This is a genomic window from Protaetiibacter intestinalis, from assembly GCF_003627075.1.
Lineage (GTDB): Bacteria > Actinomycetota > Actinomycetes > Actinomycetales > Microbacteriaceae > Homoserinibacter > Homoserinibacter intestinalis.
On sequence record NZ_CP032630.1, the window covers coordinates 2,066,012 to 2,092,930 of the forward strand.

General features: G+C 70.8%; 20 protein-coding genes. All 20 read left to right on the forward strand.

The annotated features are described in order from the left end of the window. The first annotated feature begins 62 nt into the window (after window positions 1-62). The 20 genes from D7I47_RS09745 to D7I47_RS09840 all read left to right on the forward strand — a co-directional run bounded on the left by D7I47_RS09745 (window position 63) and on the right by D7I47_RS09840 (window position 26,916). Window positions 63-5,651 (forward strand): Ig-like domain-containing protein, encoded by a 5,589-nt coding sequence (locus D7I47_RS09745; RefSeq protein ID WP_120762860.1) that lies wholly within the window; start codon window positions 63-65, stop codon window positions 5,649-5,651. Window positions 5,652-5,665: 14 nt separating this feature from the next. Beyond that, window positions 5,666-6,634: an AAA family ATPase gene (locus D7I47_RS09750; protein ID WP_120762861.1), complete on the forward strand. Its 969-nt coding sequence runs from the start codon at window positions 5,666-5,668 to the stop codon at window positions 6,632-6,634. Between the two features lie 4 nt (window positions 6,635-6,638). Beyond that, window positions 6,639-7,928 (forward strand): DUF58 domain-containing protein, encoded by a 1,290-nt coding sequence (locus D7I47_RS09755; RefSeq protein WP_120762862.1) that lies wholly within the window; start codon window positions 6,639-6,641, stop codon window positions 7,926-7,928. Further along, complete coding sequence (locus tag D7I47_RS09760; RefSeq protein WP_120762863.1) at window positions 7,925-10,303, forward strand: transglutaminase domain-containing protein; 2,379 nt, start codon at window positions 7,925-7,927, stop codon at window positions 10,301-10,303. Before D7I47_RS09755 ends, D7I47_RS09760 begins: the two co-directional genes overlap by 4 nt. A 191-nt stretch (window positions 10,304-10,494) precedes the next feature. Continuing rightward, window positions 10,495-14,793: an FtsK/SpoIIIE domain-containing protein gene (locus D7I47_RS09765; RefSeq protein WP_227000592.1), complete on the forward strand. Its 4,299-nt coding sequence runs from the start codon at window positions 10,495-10,497 to the stop codon at window positions 14,791-14,793. A 103-nt stretch (window positions 14,794-14,896) separates the two neighbouring features. Continuing rightward, window positions 14,897-15,193, forward strand: coding sequence for a WXG100 family type VII secretion target (locus tag D7I47_RS09770; RefSeq protein ID WP_120762865.1), 297 nt, complete (start codon window positions 14,897-14,899; stop codon window positions 15,191-15,193). An 83-nt stretch (window positions 15,194-15,276) separates the two neighbouring features. After that, the gene (locus D7I47_RS09775; RefSeq protein WP_120762866.1) at window positions 15,277-15,561 is read left to right on the forward strand and encodes a hypothetical protein; all 285 of its coding nucleotides are present in this window, start codon (window positions 15,277-15,279) and stop codon (window positions 15,559-15,561) included. A 1-nt stretch (window position 15,562) separates the two neighbouring features. Further along, the gene (locus D7I47_RS09780; protein ID WP_120762867.1) at window positions 15,563-16,888 is read left to right on the forward strand and encodes a 6TM ABC transporter family protein; all 1,326 of its coding nucleotides are present in this window, start codon (window positions 15,563-15,565) and stop codon (window positions 16,886-16,888) included. Further along, window positions 16,885-17,490, forward strand: coding sequence for a hypothetical protein (locus D7I47_RS09785; RefSeq protein WP_120762868.1), 606 nt, complete (start codon window positions 16,885-16,887; stop codon window positions 17,488-17,490). Before D7I47_RS09780 ends, D7I47_RS09785 begins: the two co-directional genes overlap by 4 nt. Beyond that, entirely contained in the window at window positions 17,487-18,122 is a 636-nt protein-coding gene (locus D7I47_RS09790; RefSeq protein ID WP_157981695.1) for a hypothetical protein, read from the forward strand. The genes D7I47_RS09785 and D7I47_RS09790 overlap by 4 nt, the downstream gene beginning before the upstream one ends. Next, entirely contained in the window at window positions 18,119-18,430 is a 312-nt protein-coding gene (locus D7I47_RS09795; RefSeq protein WP_120762870.1) for a hypothetical protein, read from the forward strand. The genes D7I47_RS09790 and D7I47_RS09795 overlap by 4 nt, the downstream gene beginning before the upstream one ends. Then, a complete protein-coding gene (locus D7I47_RS09800; RefSeq protein ID WP_120762871.1) occupies window positions 18,427-20,103 on the forward strand; it encodes an alpha/beta hydrolase family protein in 1,677 nt (558 codons plus the stop codon). Before D7I47_RS09795 ends, D7I47_RS09800 begins: the two co-directional genes overlap by 4 nt. Window positions 20,104-20,213: 110 nt before the next feature. Continuing rightward, window positions 20,214-20,561 (forward strand): hypothetical protein, encoded by a 348-nt coding sequence (locus tag D7I47_RS09805; protein WP_120762872.1) that lies wholly within the window; start codon window positions 20,214-20,216, stop codon window positions 20,559-20,561. Further along, window positions 20,558-21,202, forward strand: a complete 645-nt coding sequence (locus D7I47_RS09810) for a hypothetical protein (RefSeq protein WP_120762873.1) — start codon at window positions 20,558-20,560, stop codon at window positions 21,200-21,202. Before D7I47_RS09805 ends, D7I47_RS09810 begins: the two co-directional genes overlap by 4 nt. Before the next feature lie 34 nt (window positions 21,203-21,236). Continuing rightward, entirely contained in the window at window positions 21,237-21,938 is a 702-nt protein-coding gene (locus tag D7I47_RS09815) for an FHA domain-containing protein (RefSeq protein WP_157981696.1), read from the forward strand. 89 nt (window positions 21,939-22,027) lie between these two features. Beyond that, the gene (locus D7I47_RS09820) at window positions 22,028-22,507 is read left to right on the forward strand and encodes a hypothetical protein (RefSeq protein ID WP_120762875.1); all 480 of its coding nucleotides are present in this window, start codon (window positions 22,028-22,030) and stop codon (window positions 22,505-22,507) included. Between the two features lie 140 nt (window positions 22,508-22,647). Beyond that, window positions 22,648-24,126: a 3-isopropylmalate dehydratase large subunit gene (gene leuC, locus D7I47_RS09825; protein WP_120762876.1), complete on the forward strand. Its 1,479-nt coding sequence runs from the start codon at window positions 22,648-22,650 to the stop codon at window positions 24,124-24,126. A gap of 2 nt (window positions 24,127-24,128) precedes the next feature. Next, window positions 24,129-24,725 (forward strand): 3-isopropylmalate dehydratase small subunit, encoded by a 597-nt coding sequence (leuD, locus tag D7I47_RS09830; protein ID WP_120762877.1) that lies wholly within the window; start codon window positions 24,129-24,131, stop codon window positions 24,723-24,725. Between the two features lie 92 nt (window positions 24,726-24,817). After that, window positions 24,818-26,137, forward strand: a complete 1,320-nt coding sequence (murA, locus tag D7I47_RS09835; protein ID WP_120762878.1) for a UDP-N-acetylglucosamine 1-carboxyvinyltransferase — start codon at window positions 24,818-24,820, stop codon at window positions 26,135-26,137. Further along, on the forward strand, window positions 26,137-26,916 hold the full coding sequence (locus D7I47_RS09840) for a lysophospholipid acyltransferase family protein (protein ID WP_120762879.1): 780 nt from the start codon (window positions 26,137-26,139) through the stop codon (window positions 26,914-26,916). Before murA ends, D7I47_RS09840 begins: the two co-directional genes overlap by 1 nt. Window positions 26,917-26,919 lie beyond the last annotated feature (3 nt).

A 26,919-nucleotide genomic window follows, 5' to 3' on the forward strand; every position in this document is an offset into this window, starting at 1 on the left:
ACCGGCTCGACCCCGGACGGGGGCAGACAACACGCGATTCCGAGGGGTGATCTCAGCACGTGATGGGGGGGATCCAGCGCGCGCGCCGCAAGACGATCGCATCCGCGGCGGTCGTCGCACTCGTCGCCGGCGGCACGCTGACGGTGGCCGCGCTGCACCCCGGATTCCCGGTGACGGATGTCGACCTCACCTCCCGCGACGTCTGGGTGACGAACGCCGAGCAGCAGCTCGGCGGGCGGCTCAACCGCCAGATCGACGAGCTCAACGGCTCGGTCACGGCGGCCTCCCCGAACTTCGAGGTGCTGCAGGACGGCGACGCGCTGTTCCTCGTCGACCCCGACAACCTGCACCTCGAGTCGGTCGACCCGGCCACCACCTCCGTCACGAGCTCCGTCGACCTGCCGGCCGATGCGGAGGTCAGCTACGGGGGCGACGTGCTCGCCGTGGTCTCCGGCGGCAAGCTCTGGGCGCTGCCCGCGGTCGGCGACCTGCAGCTCAACACCGTCTCCCAACCTCCGCTGCTCGACCTCGGCAAGGGCGGCCACGCGGTCGTCACCGCGAGCGGGGCGATCGTCGCGGTCTCCCCGCAGGACAAGACGCTCTACCGCATCCCGACCCTCGCCGACGTGCCCGTCGAATCCGCCTTCCCGAAGATCGGCGACTTCCAGCTCGCGGCGATCGGCGAGACCGTCGTGGCCCTCGACACCTCCACCAACGAGCTCGTCACCGAGGACGGCACCGTCCGCCCGCTCGGCGACGAGCGCGCCCTGAAGCTCCAGCAGAGCGGCCCGGCCTCCGAGTTCGCGATCCTCGCGACCGGCGCGGGGCTGCTGCGGGTCGCCCTCGGTTCGGGCGAGGTCGAGACCCTGGATGCCGGGGGCGCCTCCTCGAACGACCCCGACGACGTGGCGGCCCCCGTCAACCTCGACGGCTGCGCGCACGGCGCCTGGGCGCACGCGCAGCTGTACATGCTGGCGTGCCAGGGCCAGCAGCCGGCGACGCAGGACATCGAGCAGCCGACCGCGGGCGACCGCCTCGAGTTCCGGGTCAACCGCAGCATCGTGGTGCTCAACAACCTCAGCAACGGCAACGTCTGGGTGCCGTCCGAGAACATGCGTCTCGTCGACAACTGGGACGACATCACGCCGCCCGAGCAGGAGGAGACCGAGGAGGAGGGCGACGAGAAGTCGGCGCTGCAGTCCTTCGAGGACACCCTCGCCGAGCGCACCGACGAGAACCGCGACCCGACCGCCGTCGACGACGCGTTCGGTGCGCGCCCCGGCCGCACCACGATCCTCTCGGTGCTCGACAACGACTCCGACCCGGACGGCGACGTGCTCATCGTCTCGGAGTTCGGGTCGGTCGCCGAGAGCTCCGGCACCCTCGACCTCATCGACGGCGACCGGGCACTGCAGTTCACGCCGTCGCCCACGGCCTCCGGCACCCTCCACTTCAGCTACACCGTCGACGACGGACGCGGGGGTCACGCGACCGCGCAGGTCTCGGTGCACGTCGTCCCCGAGGGGTCGAACGAGGCGCCCGTCGAGCTCCGACGCTCGGCCGTGACGGTCGAGGCCAACCAGACCGTCGAGTACAACGTGCTCGCCAACTGGCGCGACCCCGACGGCGACGACATGATCGTGGTCGGCGCGGCCCCGACCTCGGGCGACCTCGTGCAGTTCACGCCCGACGGCGTCATCACCTTCACGCACCAGACCTCGGAGCTCGGCGAGAAGGAGGTGCAGTTCCAGGTCTCGGACGGCACCGACGGCGGCATCACGACCGGCACGCTCACCGTGACGGTGCAGCCCGCCGGATCGCAGAAGCCCGTCGGCACGCCCGACTTCGCCACCGCGTTCACGGGTGAGGAGATCACCCTCAAGCCGCTCGGCAACGACATCTCGCCCTCGGGCGCGCTGCTCGCGATCACGGGGATCGAGGACCCGGGCGAGGGCGCGTCGGCGACACTCGACACCGACAAGAACGCGGTGCGCTTCAGTGCCTCGAAGGCCGACGTCTACTACTTCGAGTACACCCTGGTCGGCAACGGCATCCCGAGCGTCGGCATCATCCGGGTCGACGTCAAGGACGTCCCGGCCGAGCAGGCCCTGCCGCCCATCGCGGTGAAGGACACGGCCTATCTGCGCGGCGACCAACCCACCACCGTCTCGGTGCTCACCAACGACGTGAGCCCGGCGGGGCGCATCCTCGCGGTGCAGAGCATCCAGGTGCCGCCCGAGCTCACCGCGAAGGGCGTCGTCGTCGAACTGCTCGAGGCGACCCAGGTGCGGATCACCTCCCCGCAGGCGCTCACCTCGCAGGTGAGCTTCACCTACACGATCTCCGACGGCCTGAACACGGCGACGGCGGGCGTGACCGTCGTGCCGGTCGCCCCGCTCACCAAGCACCAGCCGCCCGTCGCCCTCGACGACTTCGTCACCGTGCGGGCCGGCGACATCGTCACGGTCGACGTGCTCGCCAACGACCGGCACCCCGACGACTCGCGGATGTTCCTCGACGAGGCGCTCATCGCCGAGCCGAGCGCGGGCATCGCCTTCGTGAGCGACGACAAGGTGCGCTTCCAGGCGCCGACCGAGCCCGGCCAGTACCGCGCCGACTACCGCGTGCTCGACGCCTACGGCGAGTCGGCCGCGGCGAGCGTCGTCTTCACGGTGACGCCGTTCTCGGAGGACGGCAACCGCGACCCGAAGCCCGAACCCGTCGTGGCGCGGGTGCTCGCGGGCGGCACCATCACGATCCCGCTGCCCCTGCAGCAGATCGACCCCGACGGCGACTCGACCCAGCTGCTGCGGTTCCCGACCGGCCCCACCCTGGGCAGCATCACGGATCAGGGCGAGGACTTCTTCGAGTACACCGCCTCGCCCGCGGCATCCGGCACCGACACCTTCAGCTACCAGGTCTACGACACCTTCGGCGCCACGGGCACGGCCGAGATCCGCATCGCCGTCATCCCGCAGCCCGACGAGCCGGGCAACCCCTCGGCGGTGCCCGACAGCGTCTCGGTGCGGCCGGGGAAGATCGCCCAGGTCGACCTGACGCTCAACGACTCCGACCCGCAGGGTTCGCCCATCTCGGTCTCCGAGGACCTCATCGACGTGCCGAAGGGCATCGAGGCGGAGGTCGTGGGCCACCGGTACCTCGTGCTCACCGCGCCGAAGGAGGAGGGCTCCTTCTCACTGCGCTACACGCTCACCAACGGGACGGGCGGATCGGCCGTCACCTACGTGCTCGTGCAGGTGACGCCCACCGCGCCGCTGCTGCCGCCCTCCGCGGACGACCTCGCCCTCACCCTCAAGGACATCGCGGGCAAGAAGTCGGTGACGGTCGACATCTTCGACGGTTCGGCGTTCAACCCCGCCGGTTCGAACGACGCGCTCGAGGTGTCGCTCGAGGGGCCGAACGCGTCCTCCGCCGAGCTCGTGCCGGACCAGCACGGCAAGATCTCGGTGACGCCCGGTGAGCGTCGCCAGGCGATCGCGTACCGGGTCACCGACCCCGAGACGAAGCTCAGCGCGACCGCCTTCCTGCTCGTGCCCGCCGCGGTCGACGACTCCTACGACGATCCGCCGCGGATCGACCCGAACCTGCCCACCCAGTACGTGTCGATGAACGAGGCGCGCGAGTGGAAGCTGTCCGACATCCTCGAGGTGCCCTCGGGCCGCGAGGCGTGGATCCCGGATGCGAGCACCGTCTCCTCGATCCAGTCGGACGGCACCTCGAACTACGTCGACAAGGGCACCATCCGCTTCCAGGGGGGCCTCGACTACCGCGGGCCGGCATCCATCAGCTTCACCGTCACCGACGGCGCGTCGAAGGACGACCCCAAGGGCAACACCATCCCGCTGACGATGACGATCATCGTGGGCGACCCGGAGTTCCGCGACACCCCGCCCACCTGGACGCCCCCGAACATCCAGCTCGAGGTCGGTGAGACCTCCACCTTCGACCTGCGCACCGCGACGGGCCACCCGAACGAGCAGATCCGCCAGGAGGTCACCTACTCGGATCTGCAGGGCATCGGCGGCCGGATCACCGGCTCGCTCGACGGCTCGACGCTCACCGTGAGCACCCCGCGCAACACCCCCAAGGGCACGACGTTCGAGCTCGACGTGACGCTGCGCTGGGACAAGTTCGTCGTGCCCGGCAGGATCACGGTCACCGTCGTCGGGTCGACGCGCGCCCCCGCGGTCGCGGTGGCGGACGACTACGAGACCCAACGCGGCGACGGGGCCGTCGTCGCGAGCCCGCTCGTGAACGACTCGAACCCCTACGGCGACTCCGGCGAGCCGCTCACGATCGTGGGCGCCGAGGTGCAGAACTCGGGCGAGCCCGCGGTCGTCACCTTCACCGACGACACGGTGCGGATCACGCCCAACGCGAGCCTCAAGTCCGGCACCGTCGTGGTCTTCTACACGATCCAGGACGCGACCGAGGATCCGGACCGGCAGACGACCGGCACGATCACGGTCGTCGTGAGCGACGTGCCCGACCAGCCGCAGAAGCCCACGGTGCCGACCCAGGGCGACGAGGGCACCGTGCAGATCGGGTTCCAGGCGCCCGCCACCAACGGCAAGCCCATCACCTCCTACGAGGTGCGGTCGACGCCCTCCGCGACCATGCCGACGAACTGCGGCCCGCCCTCGTGCACCATCACGGGCCTCACCAACGGCACGAGCTACCAGTTCTCGGTGCGCGCGATCAACGAGCACGGGCCCGGCGCGTGGTCCGAGTGGTCGAACGCCGTGATCCCCTACGGCACCCCCGGCACTCCCACCGTGGCGATCGCCGTCTCCGACCAGTGGGCGCCGAACGCCGTCATCAGCGCCAGCTGGTCGGGCGTCTCCGCCAACGGCGGCAGCGTGAGCTACCGCTGGCGGCTCGACAACGGCTCGTGGAACTCGACGACCGGCACGAGCACGGGCAATCAGACCGTCCAGGGCGGCAACCACACCTTCGAGGTGTTCGCGGTGAACTCCGGCGGCAAGGAGGGCGCGCACGACTCCGAGGTGCGCAGCATCCAGACGCAGACCGTGCCGAACGCTCCCGGGGGCCTCACGGCAACCGTGACCGACAGTCAGGCCCCGGGTGCGATCCGGTGGAACTGGAACGCGACGAGCGCCTCGACCGGCGGGACGGCCAACCTCAGCTACCAGGTCAGCACCGACGGGTCGAACTGGGTCAGCCCCAACAACGGGACGCTCTCCCACGCGCGATCGGGACTGGCGCAGGGGGAGTACAGCCTGTGGGTGCGCGCGGTCAACAAGGCGGGGTCGTCCGGTGCGACGGGCCCCGTGAAGGGCACGGTCACGAGCCCGCCTCCGCCGACCGCGACCATCGTCAGCAAGACCGCCCAGGCAGTGGATGGCTGCTCGTCGGGCTGCTATGCGGCGAACGTCCGACTCGACAACATCTCGGCCGGCACGTACACCATCGTCATGGCGTGGGAGAGCGGGTGGGATGACAACTCCAAGTCGGGATACGTCTCGTCCGGCGGCACCCTGCGCACCAGCGGTGCCACCGGCACGCTGCCGACGAACGAACGGCTCATCATCCGCGTGACCGGGCCCTCCGGCTCCTTCGACACCGGATACCTCACCCGCGCTCAATGGGCTGCGATCCCCACCACCTGAAACGAGAGAGAGACATGCCCGTCACCCAGGAGCAGGCGACCTGGTTCGCCGACGCCTTCCAGAAGCTCGTCGCGAACGTCGACAAGGCGATCGTCGGCAAGGACCACGTCATCACGCTCGTGCTGACCGCCCTCATCTCCGACGGCCACGTGCTGCTCGAGGACTACCCGGGCACCGGCAAGACGGTGCTCGCGAAGTCGCTCGCTAACACCCTCGACGGCACGACGAGCCGCATCCAGTTCACGCCCGACCTGCTGCCCTCCGACGTCACGGGCGTGCAGATCTACGACCAGGGCAAGGGGCGCTTCCAGTTCCACCCGGGCCCGATCTTCGCCTCGATCGTGCTCGCCGACGAGATCAACCGCGCCTCGCCGAAGACCCAGTCGGCACTGCTCGAGGTCATGGAGGAGGGCGTCGTCACGATCGACGGCGAGGGTCACGCCGTCGGTGCCCCGTTCCTCGTCATCGCGACCCAGAACCCGGTCGAGCAGGCCGGAACGTACAAGCTGCCCGAGGCGCAGCTCGACCGCTTCCTCATCAAGACGAGCCTCGGCTACCCGGACACGAAGACCGCGGTCAGCCTGCTGATGGACTCCTCGACGCGTGCCCGCGCCTCGCTCGTCTCGCCCATCATCAAGCCCGAGTCGATCGTCGCGATGAGCGCGCTCGCCTCCGAGGTGCACGTCGACGAGGCCGTCATGCAGTACCTCTCCGACATCGTCGACGCGACGCGCAAGCACCGCGACGTCGTGCTCGGCGTGAGCATGCGCGGCGCCATGGCGCTCGCGCGCGCCGTGAGGACCTGGGCGATCTCGAAGGGTCGCAGCTACGTGACGCCCGACGACGTGCGCGAGCTCGCCGTGCCGGTGCTCGCCCACCGCCTCGTCATCGACCCCGAGTCGGACTTCGCGGGCGTCAAGGCCGAGGACGTCGTCTCGCGCATCCTCGTCGACATCGAGCCCCCGGCCTACCGCGCCGCCTGAACGCATGACCATCGCCACCCGACTCGACACCGCGACCGCCCTGCTGCGCCCCGCGGGCGCGAGCCTGCGCCGCTTCGGCACGGGCGTCGCGAACGTCGTGCGACCCGCGGCGCGGGTCGTGTGGCGGATCGTCGGGCCGGTGCTGCGGGTCATCACGGGGGCCGGCTGGGTCGTGCTCGGCCTCGGGGCGCTCGCGATCGTGCTGAGCCTCGTGTTCGACTGGCAGGAGTTCACCTTCCTCGGCTTCGTGCTGCTCGCCTCCGTCGTCGTGGCCGCGTTCTTCCTCGTCGGGCGCTCGAGCTACGGCGTGCTCATCGAGCTCAACCCGCGTCGCGTCGTCGTCGGCGAGCGGGCGATGGGCCGCATGGTGGTCACCAACACGGGCGCGCGCCGACTCGCGCCGACCCGCATGGAGCTGCCCGTCGGCAAGGGCGTCGCCGAGTTCCAGCTGCCGGCGATGACGCCCAAGCAGGAGGAGGAGGAGCTCTTCCAGGTGCCCACCAACCGGCGTGCCGTCATCGTCGCGGGCCCGGTGGAGTCGATCCGGGGCGACCAGCTCGGCCTGCTGCGCCGTGCCGTGAAGTGGGCGGATGCCGTGGACCTGTTCGTGCATCCGCGGACGGTGCGTCTGGCCTCCTCGGCCGCGGGCCTCGTGCGCGATCTCGAGGGCCAGGTGTCGTCGAAGATCACCAACAACGACCTCGCCTTCCACGCGCTGCGCCCCTACGTGCCGGGCGACGACCGCCGCTACGTGCACTGGCGCACCTCGGCGCGCATCGGGCAGCTCATGGTGCGCCAGTTCCAGGAGACCCGGCGCTCGCAGATCATCGTCGTGCAGCCGACCGGCGCCCAGTTCTTCGCGGGCGAGGACGAGTTCGAGCTCGCCGTCTCGGCGGCCGCGTCGATCGCCTCGCAGATCATCCGCGACGGCACCCAGCTCGACGTCGTGAGCGAGGCCGGGCCGTGGCGCACCCGCACCGTGACCTCGATGCTCGACTCCTCGAGCCGTCTCGAGTACGGCCACACGGGCGGCTTCACGACGCTGCGCGACCTCGTGCGCGAGCGCACCAAGCGCCTGCCCGCCCCGAGCGTCGTCGTGACGGTCGGCGGTTCGAAGCTGTCGCCCGGCGACATCCGCAGCGTGCAGACGCTGTTCGGCTCGGACACCACCCACCTCGGTGTCACCGCCGAGCTCGGCGCCCAGCCGCGGCTCGGCTCGGTCGCGGGGATGACGATGCTCACCGTCGGCCGGCTCGAGGACCTGCCCGGCCTGTTCCGAGGGCTCAGCTCGTGACCGCCGCGACCACGACCGCCGCGGCATCCGCCCCCCGCACCTCGGCGCTCGCCTGGCCCGGGGGTCGCACCTGGCTCGACATCACCGTGCTGCTGGCGCTCGCCGCGCTCGGCGTCATCGGCTTCACCCCGTCGTACGGCGGCTACAGCTTCCTCGCGGCCGGGATCGGCGGGCTCGTGCTCGGCGCGCTCACGGGCGTGTTCACGAGCGTCTTCCGGCTCGGCGGGCTGCTGACCTTCGCGGTGGCGATCGTCGGGTACTTCGTCGTGGGCTCGGCGGTCGCGGTGCCGAGCCAGACGATCTTCGGCGTCGTGCCGACGCTGCAGTCGCTCGCGAGCCTCGCGATCGGCACGGTCTACGGCTGGGCGGACCTGCTCACGCTCTCGACCCCGGTCGGCGCACCCGCCTACATCGCCGTCGTCCCGTACGCCGCGAGCTGGGTCGTCGCCCTCGTCTCGACCCTGCTCGCGACGCGTTGGCTGGCCCACCGGCCGCGCACGGCCTGGCGGTTCGGGGTGGCCCTCGTGCCCGCGACCGTGCTCTACCTGGTGGGCATCCTGGTGGGCACCGACGAGGCGTACCAGGCCGGCATCCGCGGCGTCGCCTTCGCGGTGCTCGTGCTCGTCTGGCTCGGCTGGCGCACGCCCGTCGGCGGCGTCGCCGCGACGGCCGACCGCTCGCTGCTCACCCGCAAGATCGCGGGGACGGTCGCCGTGGTGCTCGTCGCCGTGCTCGCGGGCGGGGCGGCCGGATACTGGCTCGCCCCCGCGAAGGACCAGCGCTTCGTGCTGCGCGACGAGATCGAGCCGCCCTTCGACCCGCTCGACTATCCGAGCCCCCTCGCCGGCTACCGGCACTTCACCAAGCAGGTGGACGAGGAGGAGCAGTTCACGGCGACCGGGCTGCAGCCGGGCGACCGCATCCGCATGGCGACCCTCGACTCCTACACCGGCAAGCTCTGGAACGTCACCGACTCGAACGCGAGCGCGGCAGGGTCGGGCTCGTACGAGCTCGTCGGCCGGAGCCTGCCGTCCGCGCCCCTCGTGACCCCGGTGGCGCACCCCGAGGTCGACATCACGATCACCGGCTACCAGGACGTCTGGGTGCCGGGCGTCGGCTATCCCACCGACTTCGAGCTCACCGGCGGCGAGGCGAAGACGCACTCCGACGACCTGCGCTACAACGCCTCCACAGGCAGCATGGTGCTCACCACGGGGCTGCACGAGGGCGACAGCTACCGCATCGACGCGGTGACCCAGGAGGCGCCGAGCATCGAGGAGCTGTCGTCGGTCCCGGTGGCGAACGTCGAGCTGCCGCCCGTGACGGGCGTGCCCGACATCGTGTCGTCGAAGGCCCAGGAGTGGGCCACCGGTGCCGTCTCGCCCGCCGAGCAGCTCGAGGCGATCCGGCTGAAGTTCGTGACCACAGGCTTCCTCAGCCACGGGCGCGCCTCCGACGCGGTGCCCTCACGTGCCGGACACGGCGCCGACCGGATCTCGGACCTGCTCGACGCCACCCAGATGATCGGCGACGAGGAGCAGTACACCTCGGCCTTCGCCCTCATGGCGCGCAGTCTCGGCTACCCGGCGCGCGTCGTCATGGGCTTCGCCCCGGAGGTCGGCGAGGGCGGCGGCACCGTCTCGGTCACCGGCGACGACGTCACCGCGTGGGTCGAGGTGGCCTTCGAGGGGGTCGGCTGGGTGCCGTTCGACCCGACGCCCGACGAGACCGACATCCCGCAGGACCAGGTGCCGAAGCCGCAGAGCGAGCCGCAGCCGCAGGTGCGCCAGCCCCCGCGCTCCGACAAGGAGCCGGAGGACCTGCTCACGCCCGTCGAGCTCGAGAAGCAGGACCCGGACGAGGACGACGTCGACTTCGTCATCCCCGGCTGGGCCTACGGGGTGGGCATCGGCCTCGTCTCGCTGCTCGCGGTGGTGTTCGTACCGCTGCTCATCGTGGGGACGGTGAAGGCCCGTCGCCTGCGCAAGCGCCGCCGCGGACCCGTCGCCGACCAGGCGGCCGGCGCCTGGGAGGAGCTCGCCGACCGGTACTCCGAGCTCGGCTACCAGGTGCCGCCGAAGCTCACCCGGCCGCTGCTCGCCTCGCGCCTCGAGGCGCAGTTCCCGGCGAGCGAGCAGCAGGCGCCGCCGCGCCTGCGGGTGCTCGCCTCCGAGACCGACGAGCTCGTCTTCTCCGGCCGCGAGGGTGCCGCCGAGGAGGGGACGGCGCTGTGGGATGACGCCCTCGGCGCCGTGGGCGCCGCCCGCGCCGCAGCCCCCGCGCGCGTGCGCCTGCTCAGCCGCTACCGCATCCGATCCGCACGCGACCTCGCGGCGCGCCTCACCACCACCGCACCGCGAAGGAGCGAGCACTGAAACTCAAGCTGACCCTCCAGCGGCCCTCCGGGCCCGAGGCCGACATCGTCGTCACCGCGGACGCCGGCGCCACCGTCGCCGACGTCGCCGCCGGAATCCAGGCGCGCGACCCCTACCTCGCCAAGCTCGGCGCGACGTCGGGCGGTCCGGTCACGCTGACCGTCACCGACGCAGGCGGGACGGCGCCTCGGGTGCTCGACGCCGACTTCGCGATCGCAGAGGCGGCCGTCGGTTCGGGCGCGACGATCTCGATCGTGCCGGAGGGCACGAGCGTGCAGCCCGCGAAGACGGCCGCGGCCGCGAAACTCGTCGTCGTCGAGGGGCCGGATGCCGGTGCCGAGTTCGCGCTCGTGCCCGGCACCGTCTTCATCGGCCGCGACGCGGCGAGCGCCGACCTGGTGCTCGCCGACTCGCTCGTGTCGAAGCGCCACGCTCGTGTCGACGTGTTCAGTCACGCCATCCGCCTCGTCGACCTCAACTCCGCCAACGGCATCGAGGTCGACGGAGGGCTCGTGACGCGCGTCGACCTCGAGGATGGCGACACGGTGCGTCTCGGCGACACGGTGCTGCGGGCCGCGATCTCCGCGCCCGTCGCGGCCGCCCCTTCCGGACCGCCGCCCGGCCCGATCGCCTTCAACCGTTCGCCGCGCGTCGAGTCGCGTTACCCCGGGCAGGAGTTCGCGGCCCCCGCGCCGCCCGCCGAGCAGGACGCGCAGCCCTTCCCCTGGCTCGCGCTCGTCGCCCCGCTCGCGATCGGCGTCGTCGGCATCTTCTTCATGAACCGCAACCCCGCGATGCTGCTCCTCGTGCTCGCCTCGCCGATCCTCATGCTCGGCACCTGGTGGACGGCGCGCTCGACCCGCAAACGCAAGCGCAAACTCGACATCGAGAACTTCGACGCCCGATCCGAGGCGCTCGAGAAGACCCTCGCCGAGGAGGTCGAGCGCGAGCGCGCCGTGCGCCTCGCCGAGAGCCCGTCGACGGCCGAGGTGTACCAGCAGGCGCTCGAGCTCGGCCCGCTGCTATGGACCCGTCGGCCCGAGCATTGGCAGTTCCTCTCGGTCAACCTCGGCATCGGCACCATGGAGTCGCGCAACCGGGTGACGAGTTCCAAGGAGGACACCGGACTCCCCGAGTACGTCGAGCGGGTCAAGAAGACCCAGGACGCCTACCGCCACATCGCGGGCGTACCCGTCACCGAGAACCTGTACTTCTCGGGTGCGCTCGGCATCGCGGGACCGCAGCCGGTCGCCGCGGACGCCGCGCGCGGTCTGATCGTGCAGCTCGCGGGGCTGCACTCGCCCGCCGAGCTCGTGGTGGCCGCCGTCGTCTCGAGCACCTGGACGAACGAGTTCGAGTGGCTCAAGTGGTTGCCGCACACGGCATCCCCGCACAGCCCCCTCGATGCCGTGCACCTCGCCAACAGCCAGGCGACCGGCGGAGCCCTGCTCTCGGCCATCGAGGAGCTCATCGCCACCCGCGCGAAGGACCGCGAGCTGCGCGGCGCCAAGATGCTCGAGAAGTCCGCGCTCGTCGCGGGAGCGTCGGCCGGCGACGGCGCGGACGAGGTCGCCCCGCCACCCGCGGCCACGCCGGCGGTCGCGCTGCTCATCTCCGACGACGCCCCCGTCGACCGCGCGCGCCTCGTGCAGCTCGCGGAGCGCGCCGCCGACGCGGGCGTGTACCCGATCTGGGTCTCTCCGGCGCAGGCGCAGCTGCCCGCCGTCGCCCGCACCTACGTCGCGTTCGGCGACGATTCGACCGCCCAGGTCGGTCTCGTCCGGCTGGGCGACGCGATCACCGACGTGCGCACCGAGCCGGTCACGCGCGAGCAGGCCCTGTGGTTCGCCCGTCGTCTCGCCCCCGTGACGGATGCGGGCGCCCTCGTCGAGGACTCGAGCGACCTGCCGCGATCGATCATGATGCTCTCCCTCGTCGGCCCGTCGCTCGCGACGAGCCCCTCGGCGGCGGTGGGTCGCTGGCGGGAGAACGACTCCATCCACGACCGCTCCGGCGGGCCGCTCGTGCGGCGCCGCGCCGGCAAGCTGCGTGCGATCGTCGGCTCGGCGGGCGTCGACGCGATGCACCTCGACCTTCGCACCCAGGGACCGCACGCCCTCGTCGGCGGCACCACCGGATCCGGCAAGTCGGAGTTCCTGCAGGCCTGGGTGCTCGGCATGGCGGCCGAGTACAGCCCCGACCGGGTCACCTTCCTGTTCGTGGACTACAAGGGCGGCTCGGCGTTCGCCGACTGCGTCGCCCTGCCGCACTGCGTCGGCCTCGTCACCGACCTGAGCCCGCACCTCGTGCGCCGCGCCCTCACCTCGCTGCGCGCCGAGCTGCACCACCGCGAGCACCTCTTCAACCGCAAGAAGGCGAAGGACCTCCTCGACCTCGAGAAGCGCGGCGACCCGGATGCGCCTCCCGCTCTCGTGCTCGTCATCGACGAGTTCGCGGCTCTCGCGGGCGAGGTGCCGGAGTTCGTGGACGGCGTCGTCGACATCGCCCAGCGCGGGCGCTCGCTCGGCATCCACCTCATCATGGCCACCCAGCGCCCCGCGGGTGTCATCAAGGACAACCTGCGCGCCAACACCAACCTGCGCATCGCGCTGCGGATGGCCGACGAGTCGGACTCGATGGACGTCGTGGGCGACAAGATCGCCGGCACCTTCGACCCCTCGATCCCCGGGCGCGGCATCGCGAAGACCGGCCCCGGGCGGCTCACCCCCTTCCAGTCCGCGTACGCGGGCGGCTGGACGAGCGACACCCCCGTCGCGCCGAGCGTCGAGGTGGCCGAGCTGCGCTTCGGAGCCGAGCACCAGTGGGAGCAGCCCGGCAAGGACGAGGCGGTCGCCGCCGAGACGCAGGCGGATCCCGGCCCCACCGACCAGGCCCGGCTCGTCGCGAACCTCATCGCCGCGGCGGGCGAGGCGCGCATCCCGGCGCCGCGGCGTCCGTGGCTCGACGAGCTGGCCCCCGTCTTCGACCTCACCCGGCTGCACCAGCGCACCGACGCCGAGCTCGTGCTCGGCGTGGTCGACCTGCCGCAGCTGCAGCGCCAGCAGGAGGTCGTGTTCCGCCCCGACGTCGACGGCCACATCGCGTACTACGGCGCAGGCGGCGCGGGCAAGACGGTCGCGCTCCGCAGTCTCGCCGCCGCGGCCGGCATCACCCCGCGCGGCGGCCCCGTCGACGTGTACGGCCTCGACTTCGGCACCGGCGGGCTCCGGATGCTGGAGGCGCTCCCGCACGTCGGCTCGATCGTCTCGGGCGACGACCCCGAGCGCGTCGTGCGGCTGCTGCGGCTGCTGCGCGACGAGCTCGAGCGCCGCAGCGCGGCGTACACGGCCGTCGATGCGGGCTCCATCGTCGACTACCGGCGGATCGCGGGCATGCCCGAGGAGCGACGCATCCTGCTGCTCGTGGACAACTTCCCGTCGTTCAAGAACGATTTCGAGATCGGTGCGACGCGCGCCCCCTGGTACGGCGTGTTCCAGCAGATCCTGGGGGAGGGGCGCGGCCTCGGCATGCACGTGGCGATCACCGCCGACCGTCCGGGTTCGGTGCCCACGGGCATCTCCTCGGCATTCCAGCGCCGGGTGGCGCTGCGTCTCGCCGACGAGGGCGGCTACATGCTGCTCGATGCACCTGCCGACATCCTCTCGGCCTCCTCGCCCCCCGGCCGCGCCGTCATCGACGGGGCCGAGGCACAGCTCGCGATCGTGGGCGGCGAGGTCGGCGTGGCGGAGCAGGCGAAGGCGATCACGGCGCTCGGCGAGGCGATCCGCCGCACCGGGCGCGCCGAGGCCGCCGAGGTCGGCACCCTCGGCACCGAGATCCCCGCGGCGACGCTTCCCTCAGAGGTCGGGGGGCTGCCGGTGCTGGGCGTCTCCGACGACACGCTCCAGCCGGTGGGCTTCGAGCCCTCGGGGGCGATCGTGCTCTCGGGGCCCCCCGCCTCGGGCCGCACCAACGCGCTGCGCTGGCTCATCGCATCCGTCGCGCGCGCGCACCCGAAGATCGCCCGTTACTACTTCGGATCGCCCCGCTCGGAGATCGGACAGCGGCCGGGGTGGGAGGCGAAGGCGCTCACCGTCGAGGATGCCGCCGCGCTCGCCAAGGAGGTGACGGCGACCGTCGCCGAGACAGGCGGTGACGAGAAGATCCTGGTGGTCATCGAGCAGATCGGCGACTTCCTCTCGACCTCCGCGGACTCGGCCATGGTCGAGATGATCAAGGCGATCAAGCGCAGCGACCACCTGCTGATCGCCGAGAACGAGAGCGGTGGCTGGGGCTCGTCCTGGCCGCTCCTGCAGGAGGTCAAGGCGGCGCGCACGGGCTTCCTGCTGCAACCGGAGTCGATGGAGGGCGACACGATCCTCAAGACCTCGCTGCCCCGCGTCTCGCGTGGGGACTTCCCGCCCGGCCGCGGGTTCTTCATCGCCCGTGGCAAGGCGGTACGAGTTCAGCTGCCGCTCGCGCCGGACTGAGGAGACGCCATGGGGAGTCATCCCCATCGACGCTTGCTCAACAATTGAATACTGTCGAAGACACCAGCCCCCGTGCCTCGCGGGAACCACTAGAAGGAGCATCATGGCCAACCTCAACGTCACCTACGACGAGCTTCGCGACGCCGCCCGCCGTCTCCAGGCCGGCAAGGACGACCTGCACTCGAAGCTCGCCGAGCTGTCGAACCTCGTGCAGTCGCTCACCGCCTCCGGCTTCCAGGCCGAGCAGTCGTCTGCCGCGTACCGCGACTCGTTCGAGCAGTTCCGCACGGGCACCTCGCAGGCCATCGACGGCCTGGAGGGCCTCGCCAACTTCCTCGTCTCGGCGGCCGACGCGCTGCAGCAGACCGACGAGGGCCTGGCCAACGCCATCCGCGGCTAGTCCGCGTCACGGTGGTCCCCGCCTCGAGGTGGGGACCACCGGCCATACCACCACCGCCCACCGCCGCCCGAGAGGATCCACCCGTGGCCGACAGACTCCGGATCGACTACGACGATCTCGCCACGCTCGACAGCGGGCTCACGCGCGCGATCACCGCGCTCGAGCACGACGGCGAATCGGCGGAGACCCTTGCGGGCGCGGTGGGTGACGCGCGACTGGCCGACCGCATCCGCGGTTACAGCCACGGCTGGGCGGTGCACCGTGGCCACATCCGCGAGAACCTCGTCTGGCTGCGCGACTCCGTGAAGCAGATCCACACCGAATTCGAGGCGACCGACAGCGATCTCGCGAAGGGGCTGAAGGGCTGAAATGAGCATCGACGACCCGATCCCCGACCCGCTGCCGGGGAACGTCGCAACCATCGGCATCCAGGCCCGCAGGCTCGCCACGACGGCCGACGCCCTGCTCGACGCGATCACCGAGCTGCGCGCCCTCGCCTCCGAGCACATCACGATCAGCGAGGCCGCCGACGAGGTCCGCGAGAAGGCGAGCGAGGCGCGCGTCGACGCAGAGAAGGTCGAGTCCCGCTATCGTGGCGCGGCGGATGCCGTCTCCGGATACCGCACCGCCCTCGTCGCCGCCCAGCAGCGGGCCGATGCGGCGCGCGGCCGCATCGAGGCCAACAACGCGCAGGCGCGCTACTGGCGCCGACGCAAGGAACAGCTTCGCGAGACCATCTCGAACGGCGCCGGTGATCAGGAGACCGTCGAGGACTATCAGCAGGCCAGGGATCACGTCGCCCGCTACGACGCCGAGTACTTCGCCGCTCTGAAGGAGTACGACGCAGCCGTACAGGACAAGGACGACGCGGCCATCGCGGCGGCGAACGCCCTGCAGGCGGCCGCCGACGGATCCGGCCTCAACGACGGCTTCTGGGATCGGGCGGGTGCCGTACTCGAGTTCGTCTACGAGCTCGCGCAGCAGTACCTCGCGCCACTCATCGAGAAGCTGCGGGCGATCCTCGAGATCCTCAAATCGATCGTCGACATCCTGTGCCTCATCGTCACGATCCTCGCGATCTTCCTTCCGTTCCTCGCTCCGCTCGCGGCCGCGCTCACGGTGATCTCGGTCGCGCTCGCGGCGGCCATCTTCCTCTGCTCGCTCGCGCTCGTCATCCTCGGACGCGAGTCGCTTGGCCGGCTGCTCGCCGACGCCATCAACGTCGCAGTCGGCATCGTCACGGCGAAGATGGGCGGCGTCAACGTCTTCAAGCCGGGCCCCGCGGTCTCGGGTGCCATGCAGGCGTTCAGCAAGGCGGCGTGGGTCCAGGGCGCCGCCGAGGTGAAGCTCGCCTTCTCGTTCGCGACGGCGATCGAAGGCGGTCATACGGCCGAGGTGCTGGCCGGTTGCGCCCTCGACGTCGGCGGGGAGCTATTCTCGAAGGAGCTCGGCATCACGCTCGTGAGCGACTTCGGCCGCGGCGTGATCGACTCGGCGCTCGATGTGCGCTTCGACGCCTTCCCCGAGCCCGGCGAGTCCACCTGGTTCTCGGAAGGCGACCAGATGTGGAACTGGGACGTGGAGACCTGGGCTGTGCCCCTCGGCCAGGGCATCGTGTCCGGGATGACGGGCGGCGTCGCCGGCCCCGTGTTCGACGGGATCGCCGGTGTGCAGAGCCTGGTGGGTGCCGCGTGAGCCTCGACGTGACCCTGCCGAGTGAGTGGTGGCATCTCGGCGCGCCCATCGAGGACCCGCAGGCGATCATCGCCGCCCACCTCGCGACATCCGGTGCGACGTCCGCAGCCCAGGAGCGACTGCGGCACGGCCTCTCCGCGGTCCTCGACTACACCCATCGGCTCGGCGACGGACGCCGCACGAGCTTCGCGCTCGTCCGTGACGTCGAACGCGGGCAGGTCGAGGCGCTCCTGAGTGCGCGCATCACGCGCGTGAGCGTCGATTTCGCCGAGAAGTACCACGCGGCGCTCGTGGAGGCGACGGTGCCCGACGGCGTCGAGGTCGTGAACCAGCGCATCGAGCGCGCGACGCTGCCGACGGGGGAGGCGATCGTCGTGCATCACTTCGTGCTGCCACTGGACGACGCCGGGCCCATGGTGCCGGCGATGGAGCGCTGCGTCGTCGCCCTGTTCCCGCCTGCCCCGGAGCCGACGATGGTCGAGTTCCTGTTCGCGACACAGAACCTCGCCCTCTTCCCCGATCTCGTCGACTACGCGCTTGCCGTCGTATCGGGCGACAACCCCGGGGTTCCGGCGTCCTTCGAGCTGGAGGCGGCCTCGTGAGCGCACCGCGGTTCATCCTTCCGGGGCAATGGGGTCGCGTGAACCTCACCAACGAGACGAGCATGCGCAAGTCGATCCGCCGGCTCACCGAGCAGGTGACGGGGCGCAAGGAGGAGCTGGCCTCGACGCGCGCGGAGCTGCGCGACCGCTTCCTCAAGGCCGCTGAGGTCGCGCGTGAGGGGGGCGCGAGCGACCTCTACACGGGTCTCAGCATCGCCCCCGGCATTCCCCTGCCTGCCTGGATCGCGGTCTTCGAGATGGAGATCGGCAGCACCGACTTCGCCGCCCTCGGCATCGAGAAGCTGCGCGAGGTGCTGGACGCCGCCGTCGGAGCCGCACCAGAGGGTGGCGAGACGTCGCGCGAGGACATCGCCTCGCCGACGCCGATCCACGCGGTCCGGCACACCTGGCGGCGAAGTCGGCTCGTCTCGGAGGGTGACGTCGAGCGCGAGTTCGATCTCATCGAGGCCGACTACTGGATCGCGGCTGCGGCACCGGCGCGGCTCGCCATGATCACCTTCACCACCGCGTACGCGGAGTACGAGGAGGAGATGCTCGAACTGTTCGATGCCGTCGTGTCCACGATCCGCTGGGAGGTCGCCGCGGACGTCCGAGAGGAGCAACGGTCATGAGCGATCTCGTGATCGACGACGAGGGGCTTGAGGAGCTCGAGACGCGGCTGCGTCGCGTACGCACCGAGTTCCAGAACGCCGAGAAGGGGGCGCGCCACGTCGCCGATCAGGTGGGTCACCCCGGGCTCGCGGACGTCGTGCGCCGCTTCGGCGAGAACTGGGATGTGCGCCGGGAGGAGCTCATCGAGGAACTCGGCGGACTCGTGGATGTCGTGCAGACGATCCGCGAGACACTCGACGAGCTCGACGCCGAGCTCGCAGCCTCGGTCCCCACAGGATCCGACGACTCGGAGGACACGGACGGATGAGCCTCGCCACACTTCCCGGCGACCCTGACGCGGTCGCCGCCGCGGGCAGCGGCTACGAGCACATCGCGGAGGCGATCGCTCGCAGCGTCGCCCGCCTGCGCGAGGTCACGGACGGTAGCGGTCGCGGGCATACGGTGACGGCGCTCGCGGAGCGGGCAGAGGGTGTCGCGGACAAACTCGGGAGGGCGAAGCCCCGCTATTCGACGACGGGCAGCGCATTACGCACCTACGCGGTCGCTCTGCGCGAGGCGCAGCGTTCTGCGGCGGGCGCCGCATCCGAGCAGAGCAGCCGTCAGGGCAGCCTGAACACTCACCGCTACCGGCTCGAGAACCTGATCGACGAGCGCCAGACCGCCATCATGGCCGGCGACGCGCAGCATGCCGACGAGCTGCGGGACCGGATCGCCTACGAGACGCACCGCGTCAACGAACTCGACGGGGAGGTGCGCGAGGCCGAACAGGCCTACCACCGGGCCGTCGAGTACCGCGACGCGGCCGCGCGCACGGCGATCGAGGCCATCTCGCCCGTGCTGGAGGACCTCAAGGACACCTTCGGTTCGGTCTTCCACGCCTGGGTCGATTCGCTACCGGGCTTCCTGCAGCAGATCGGCCGTTGGGTCGAGGCGATCCTCGTGCCGCTCATCACGGCGATACAGGAGGCGATCGCGACGATCGTGTCGCGAATCGGCTACCTGATCACCTTCGTGAGCCTGCTGGTGCAGGTGCTGCAGCACCTGCCACCCGAGATGTGGTTGGTGCTCCTCGCCGGCGTCGGACTCATCCTCTTCGGCGGGGTTGTCGGCGTCGTCCTCGGTTCGTTGATCATCGGCGTCCTCGGGGCGGTCGTCCTCCTGCTCACCCAGTCGCTCGCGGCAGATCTCAACCAACCCACCCCCGTCATGACCCCCGTCAACAAGACACCGGTATCGCGTGAATCCGCTGAGGGCCGTGGCGACCGGTACGCCCAGGTCATGTCGGACGACAACGACCTGGACGAGCTCGGCGGCGCCGACATGACCGTCGTCGAGGTCATCGAGGTGCTCGACGAGAACGGCAACCGGATCGGCTGGCGCGTCATCCTGCCGAGCACTCAGGACTGGCAGGAGGCGGGGCCGATCGTCGGCAACGACCCGACGGGTGACAAGGGCGCGATGAACGACTGGGGCTCGAACCTCGCGCTCATGCTGACCCCCGAGCAGCAGGCCGCGTACGAGCGCGCCGTCATCCAGGCGATGCAGAAGGCCGGGGTCGGTCCCGACGACCCGGTGATGCTGTGCGGGTTCAGTCAGGGCGGCATCCTCGCCGGCAAGATGGCGGCCGATCCGAACTCGCCCTTCAACATCCAGGCGGTGTTCGCCGCGGGTGCGTCGATCGACGGCATGAAGATCCCCGACGATGTGGCCGTGCTCTCGCTGCAGCACACAGGAGATGTGGTTCCCATGCTCGATGGCCCGCTCTCGAACTCGAGCCACCGAGGCGACAACTGGTACACGTACTACGAGGATCCACCCGTCGCGACCGACCAGCCGCATAATGCCTTGCTGTACGGCGACACCGCCCGGAAGCTCGACGGCCTCGGCGACCCGCTCGTGCGCGAGATCATGGAAGAGCAGGACATGTTCTTCAGCCAGAACGAGCGGTCGACCCTCTACTCGGGCGCAGAGCCACGATGACCCTCAACCCCTACGGACGTGTCGCGCAGGAGATCGCCCGCGCTCTCGGTGCACCACAGCCTGGCGGTGCACCTCTGCCCCCGTCCGAGCACCCTGTCGATCTCGCCGCCGTGGCCGCGGCACCGGATGCGAAGGTCCGCGTGCGGGCCTGGTCGACCGGTATCCCCGGATTCGGCGTACGAGTCGAGCTCGCGACCACCGTCGACGACGCGCGTCTCGCGCAGATCATCGACTCCGTGTTCGCGAGCGTGTGGCGCGCGTGCCCGAGGACGCCGGACGCGGTCTCCGTGGCGGTCGCGCGCAGGAGCGAGCTGCCCGCGATCGACGAGGTGCTCGACTATGCGGATCTGCACGTCCCTGCGGTGCTGCTCGGTCTCGCCGCCGACGTGCGGCGTTTCGGCAACATCCGCCTCGAGCGCGCGGAGCTCGAGGCCCGGTACGGGGAGCGTGCGGAGTGAACGAGACGATCGCCGAGACCACCTCAGACGAGCGCCAGACGCTTCCTGAGTTGCGGTTCCGGCTGCCGGGGGCGTGGCAGCAGGTGCGCCTCGATGACCCGGAGACGGCGCGGGCCGACGTGAAGGCGCTCATCGAACGCCAGGTGGGGCGGCAGGACGAACGCGCGGCACTGCGCGGAGAACTGCGGGCGGCTCTGACCGATCGCCTTCAGTCTGCTGTCGAGAGCGGGGCGATCGCGCTGTTCGTCGCGCTCGAGATCGAGGGACTGCCGCTGTCGGCCTACTACACCGTCTATCTGCCGGCCCAGCCGATCTCGGGCGCGGTGGGCACCTCCGCCGATGCGGTCGCCGGGGTGTTCGAGACCGGACTGCGTCAGGCGGATCCGGGCGCCACCGTCGTGCGCGTCGCCTCCGAGGAGTCGATCGCGCTGCGCACCCACCGTCATCAGGCGGTCGACGTGCCGACGGAGGAGGGCGAGCCGCAGCGGCAGCTCGACACCCTCGTCGTCGACTACTGGCTCACGGTGCCCGACACGAAACGCGTCGTGTTGGTGAGCTTCGCCACCGCTCTCGGTGGGATCGAGGAGATCATGCTCGACCTCTTCGACGCCATCATCGAGGTGAGCTACTGGGTCCGCTAGCCTCAAACGGGGCGTTGGCCCACGGGAGGTGACGGTGGCGGACACGGACGACGACGGCTTCATCGGCATGCCGCCGGGCATCTTCGACTCCGGCACCTTCAAGCTGCCGCCGAAGCCGGAACGCCCTCGCGTGGAGCGCGAGGAGATCGTCTTCGTTCCCACGACGCCCGGGATGCAGCCCGCCGTCCCGGAGCCCGAGTCCGTCTCCGCGGCGACCGGGCCCGCGGATGAGGGCCTCGCGGTGCAACCCCCGGCGGAGACGTTGTCGATCGAGACTCGGCGATCCTTTGCAGACCCGGCCGACTCACCGTATAGGGCACCGCTCGTCGCCGAGCCGGCCGCCGTCACCGCGGAGACCCCCGTCGTACTCGCATCAGCGCCGACCACCCTGGCCGCCGCATCCCCGCCCACGCGCTGGCGGCTCTTGCTCGCGGACGGAACTGAGGTCGCCGTGAGCGGCACCGTGCTCATCGGGCGCAACCCGGCTCCGTTCGATGCATGGCCCGATGCCGCGTTGTCGCCCGTGGACGACACCACCCACTCGGTTTCCAAGACGCACGCCGCCTTCGAAGCAGACGACTCGGGGTTGTGGGTGCACGACCTCGACTCGACGAACGGTGTGTGGGTCGTACACGGCGAGGACGTGACAGAGGTCGTCCCCGGTCGCCGCGTCAACGTGCCCGACGGCTCGACCGTCGAACTGGGCGACTATGTGCTCGGGGTGCGACGCTCGTGACGTCGCGTGGGGGGTGGAGCCGACGGGCGCGCTGGGTGAGCTCCGTGACACGTCGACCCACGGGACGTCACGAACGACGATTCCTCGCGGTGGCGGCTGCCGTCGTGGCGATGTGCCTGGTCGCCTGCGCGCCGACGAGGCCCCCGCGTGCGGAGTCGGACGCAGCTGTCGTCGCCGCTGTGGAGGCCGTCCCGGGCGTGGACGGCGTTCTCCTCAGTCAGTACACGGCGGGGCTGTCCGGGTCGGGGCTCACCATGAAGGTCTTCCTCGATGCGAACGGACAAGGGGACCTGGCAGCCGTCGCCGACGAGGTCATCGGGGCCGCATGGTCTGCCGTGCCGTACGAGCCGGAGGGGATCACGCTCCAGGCACTACCCGGCCCGCTGCCGGACGGCGCACGATTCGGCGACTCGTCGGACCCTGGCATCGACCTCACGGACGTCGCGTCCCGACTCGGTCTTGAGAGCGACGACGACTCGGGATCGCACCTGGGCTCGGCCGGCACCTCGCTGCATCTGAAGCAGGCCTTCCTGTCAGCGCGATACGGCGCATGGAACGATCCCGGCTGAGGCGTTCGGCTTGCGGTGATATCCTCGGGGGATGCTCGTTCGGCGCCTCCTCCTTCGTCGCCGCGACGAGGCCTAGCCCCGGCCTCCCTCGTCGCGGAGTCTCGCCGTGGGCCGACCCACTTCGTTGAAGGAACCCATCCATGAGCATCGTCTCCGAAACCGAGACCACCCCTGCGGCTGACGCCCACATCCCCGAGCGTCCCCGCACCCTGGCCGAGAAGGTCTGGGACGCCCACGTCGTCGCCAAGGGCGAGAACGGCGAACCCGACCTCATCTACATCGACCTGCACCTCGTGCACGAGGTCACGAGCCCGCAGGCCTTCGACGGCCTCCGCCAGGCCGGCCGCCCCGTGCGCCGCCCCGACCTGACGATCGCCACCGAGGACCACAACACCCCCACCCTCGCGATCGACCGGCCCATCGCCGACCTCACGAGCCGCACCCAGATCGACACGCTCCGCAGGAACGCCGAGGAGTTCGGCATCCGCCTGCACTCGCTCGGCGACATCGAGCAGGGCATCGTGCACGTCGTCGGCCCGCAGCTCGGCCTCACGATGCCCGGCATCACGGTCGTCTGCGGCGACAGCCACACGAGCACCCACGGTGCGTTCGGCGCGATGGCGTTCGGCATCGGCACCTCCGAGGTCGAGCACGTCATGGCCACCCAGACGCTGCCGCTCAAGCCCTTCAAGACGATGGCGATCACCGTCGAGGGCGAGCTGCGTCCCGGCGTCACCGCGAAGGACATCATCCTCGCCGTCATCGCCCAGATCGGCACCGGCGGCGGCCAGGGCTACGTGCTCGAGTACCGCGGCAGCGCCATCCGCTCGCTCTCCATGGAGGGCCGCATGACGATCTGCAACATGTCGATCGAGGCGGGCGCGCGCGCCGGCATGGTCGCCCCCGACCAGATCACCTTCGACTACGTCGAGGGCCGCCCGCATGCGCCGGCCGGTGCGGACTGGGACGCCGCGGTCGAGTACTGGAAGACGCTCGGCACCGACGAGGGGGCCGTGTTCGACGCCGAGGTGTTCCTCGACGCGAACGAGCTCGAGCCCTTCGTCACGTGGGGCACCAACCCCGGGCAGGGCGTCTCGCTCTCCGACGTCGTGCCGAGCCCCGAGCAGTACACCGACCCCAACGACGTCACCGCGGCGCAGCGCGCGCTCGAGTACATGGACCTCGAGGCCGGCACCCCGATGAAGGACATCAAGGTCGACGCGGTGTTCATGGGCTCCTGCACCAACTCGCGCATCGAGGACCTGCGGGCCTTCGCCTCGATCATCCAGGGCCGGAAGAAGGCGGACGGCGTGCGCGTCATGGTCGTGCCGGGATCTGCCCGGGTGCGCATCGAGGCCGAGGCCGAGGGCATCGACAAGATCGTCGAGGAGTTCGGCGCCGAATGGCGCTTCGCCGGCTGCTCGATGTGTCTCGGCATGAACCCCGACCAGCTCGCGCCGGGGGAGCGGTGCGCCTCCACCTCGAACCGCAACTTCGAGGGCCGGCAGGGCAAGGGCGGGCGCACGCACCTCGTGTCGCCGCTCGTCGCCGCCGCCACCGCCATCCGCGGCACCCTGTCGAGCCCGTGGGATCTGGCGCAGTCCGAGGGGGGGAACTGACCATGGAGAAGATCACCGTCATCGAGGGCGTCGCCGTGCCGTTCCGCCGCTCGAACGTCGACACCGACCAGATCATCCCCGCGCAGTTCCTCAAGCGCGTCACCAAGACCGGCTTCGACGACGCCCTGTTCTACTCGTGGCGCCAGGACCCGGACTTCATCCTCAACCAGCCCGCCTACCAGGGCGCGAAGGTGCTCATCACGGGCCCCGACTTCGGCACCGGCTCGAGCCGCGAGCACGCGGTCTGGGCGCTGCGCGACTTCGGCTTCCGCGCGGTCATCTCGCCGCGGTTCGGCGACATCTTCCGCGGCAACTCAGGCAAGCAGGGGCTGCTCACCGGCACCATCCCCGAGGAGCAGATCGAGCAGCTCTGGGCCCGCATCGAGGCCGAACCGGGAATGGATGCCACCGTCGACCTGGTTGAACGCACGGTGAGCGTGGGCGAGCTCCGCTTCGGATTCGACATCGACGATTACACTCGGTGGAGACTGCTGGAGGGGCTCGACGACATCGGGCTCACCCTGCGCGACGAAGCGCGGATCAGCGAGTTCGAGACCACCCGCGAGAGCTGGCGGCCCCGGACCCTCCCCGTCCGCTAGCCCCACCGGGCATCAGGCAAGGCAATAGGTAGCAAGTGGTGGATTCTGTCGCGACGAATCTCGCGCGTGACGCCCAGAAGGCGGGAGCGCGCGTGGGTCTGACGGCCGACCGGATCGTGGTCGACGGCGGCAAGCCGCTCGTCGGCCGGATCGAGGTGCGCGGGGCCAAGAACCTCGCCACCAAGGCGATGGTGGCGGCGCTCCTCGGCGACAGCCCGAGCCTGCTGCAGAACGTGCCCGAGATCAGCGACGTGCACGTCGTCACGCGCATGCTCGACGCCTACGGCGTCGCCGTCACGAGCCCTGCCGAGGGCGAGCTGCTGCTCGACCCGTCGAACGTCGAGAAGGCGCACTTCGCCCAGATCGACGCGCTCGCGGGCTCCAGCCGCATCCCGATCCTGTTCTGCGGGCCGCTGCTGCACCGCCTCGGCGAGGCGCTCATCCCCGACCTCGGCGGCTGCCGCATCGGCGACCGGCCGATCGACTTCCACATGGATGCACTGCGCGCGTTCGGGGCGATCGTCGACAAGAGCTACGAGGGCATCCGGATCACGGCCCCCGACGGCTTGCGCGGCGCGAACATCGAGCTGCCGTATCCGAGCGTCGGCGCCACCGAGCAGGTGCTGCTCACGGCGGTGCGCGCCGAGGGCGTCACCGAGCTCAAGAACGCGGCGATCGAGCCCGAGATCATGGACCTCATCGCGATCCTGCAGAAGATGGGCGCGATCATCTCGGTCGAGCCGAACCGCACGATCTTCATCGAGGGCGTCGAGACCCTGCAGGGCTACACGCACCGCGCGATCTTCGACCGCAACGAGGCCGCCAGCTGGGCCTCGGCCGCGCTCGCGACCGACGGCGACGTGTTCGTCGGCGGCGCGAAGCAGCAGGAGCTCATGACGTTCCTCAACATCTTCCGCAAGGCGGGCGGCGGCTTCGACATCCAGGAGGACGGCATCCGCTTCTTCCGCGCGGGCGAGCTGAAGCCCGTCGTCGTCGAGACGGATGTGCACCCCGGTTTCATGACCGACTGGCAGCAGCCGCTCATCGTCGCGCTGACCCAGGCCGACGGCGTCTCGGTCGTGCGCGAGACGGTCTACGAGAACCGCTTCGGCTTCACGAACGCGCTCGTCGAGATGGGCGCCGAGATCGTCGTGCACCGGGACGGCTACGACTCGCCCGACTGGCGCGTGCCGCGCCGCCCGCTCGAGCAGGTGGCGGTGATCACCGGCCCGTCGCAGCTGCACGGGGCCGACGTCAACGTGCCCGACCTGCGCGGCGGCTTCAGCTACCTCATCGCCGCTCTCACGGCGCAGGGACGCTCGACGATCACCAACGTCGGCATCATCAGCCGCGGCTACGAGCGCTTCGTGGAGAAGCTCGAGCAGCTCGGCGCCGAGTTCACGCTCGGCTGATGGCGGGGAAGCCCCCGCGGCGCAGGCGGGAGAAGACCTTCGGCTGGCGTGTGATCGCGGCGATCCTCATCCCGCCGCTGCTGTTCCTGGCGCGCTACCGCATCCGCCACCCGGAGCGGCTGCCGAAGCAGGGCGCGTTCGTGCTCTCGCCCAACCACTACTCGAACCTCGACCCGGTGACCACGGGCTACATCGTCTGGAAGCTCGGCCGGGTGCCGCGGTTCCTCGCCAAGGCGAGCGTCTTCCGGGTGCCGGTGATCGGCCGGATCCTGCGGGCGACCGGCCAGATCCCCGTCGAACGCGCCGACCGCGGGCAGGGGCGCGAGTCGCTCGCCGCGGCCGCGAACCTCGTCGACGACGGGCTCGCCGTCATCATCTACCCCGAGGGCACCCTCACCCGGGAGCCCGACCTCTGGCCCATGCGCGGCAAGTCGGGCGCGGTGCGGATGGCGCTCGAGCACGACGTGCCGCTCATCCCCATGGCGCACTGGGGCGTGCAGCAGATCCTGCCGCGCTACTCCAAGAAGGTCAGCCTCTTCCCGCGCAAGACGATCGACGCGATCATCGGCGAGCCCGTCGACCTCGACCGCTGGCGGGGGAGGCCGGTCGACGCGGCGCTGCTCGCCGAGGCGACGGAGGCCGTGATGGCGGCGATCACCGCCCTGCTCGAGGAGCTGCGCGGCGAGACCGCGCCGCTCGAGCGCTGGGATCCGGCACGGCACGGCCAGAGCGAGGTGGGCCGGTTCGACGCCTCGCCGTCCTCCGGTGCGGGAGAATGATCC

Bases quoted from the DNA above. Each gene is read 5' to 3' on its own strand.
- D7I47_RS09800 (WP_120762871.1), top strand. From the start codon at position 18,427: ATGAGCCTCGCCACACTTCCCGGCGACCCTGACGCGGTCGCCGCCGCG.
- D7I47_RS09795 (WP_120762870.1), top strand. From the start codon at position 18,119: ATGAGCGATCTCGTGATCGACGACGAGGGGCTTGAGGAGCTCGAGACG.
- D7I47_RS09745 (WP_120762860.1), top strand. From the start codon at position 63: ATGGGGGGGATCCAGCGCGCGCGCCGCAAGACGATCGCATCCGCGGCG.
- D7I47_RS09770 (WP_120762865.1), top strand. From the start codon at position 14,897: ATGGCCAACCTCAACGTCACCTACGACGAGCTTCGCGACGCCGCCCGC.
- D7I47_RS09780 (WP_120762867.1), top strand. From the start codon at position 15,563: ATGAGCATCGACGACCCGATCCCCGACCCGCTGCCGGGGAACGTCGCA.
- D7I47_RS09755 (WP_120762862.1), top strand. From the start codon at position 6,639: ATGACCATCGCCACCCGACTCGACACCGCGACCGCCCTGCTGCGCCCC.
- leuC (WP_120762876.1), top strand. From the start codon at position 22,648: ATGAGCATCGTCTCCGAAACCGAGACCACCCCTGCGGCTGACGCCCAC.
- leuD (WP_120762877.1), top strand. From the start codon at position 24,129: ATGGAGAAGATCACCGTCATCGAGGGCGTCGCCGTGCCGTTCCGCCGC.
- D7I47_RS09840 (WP_120762879.1), top strand. From the start codon at position 26,137: ATGGCGGGGAAGCCCCCGCGGCGCAGGCGGGAGAAGACCTTCGGCTGG.
- D7I47_RS09750 (WP_120762861.1), top strand. From the start codon at position 5,666: ATGCCCGTCACCCAGGAGCAGGCGACCTGGTTCGCCGACGCCTTCCAG.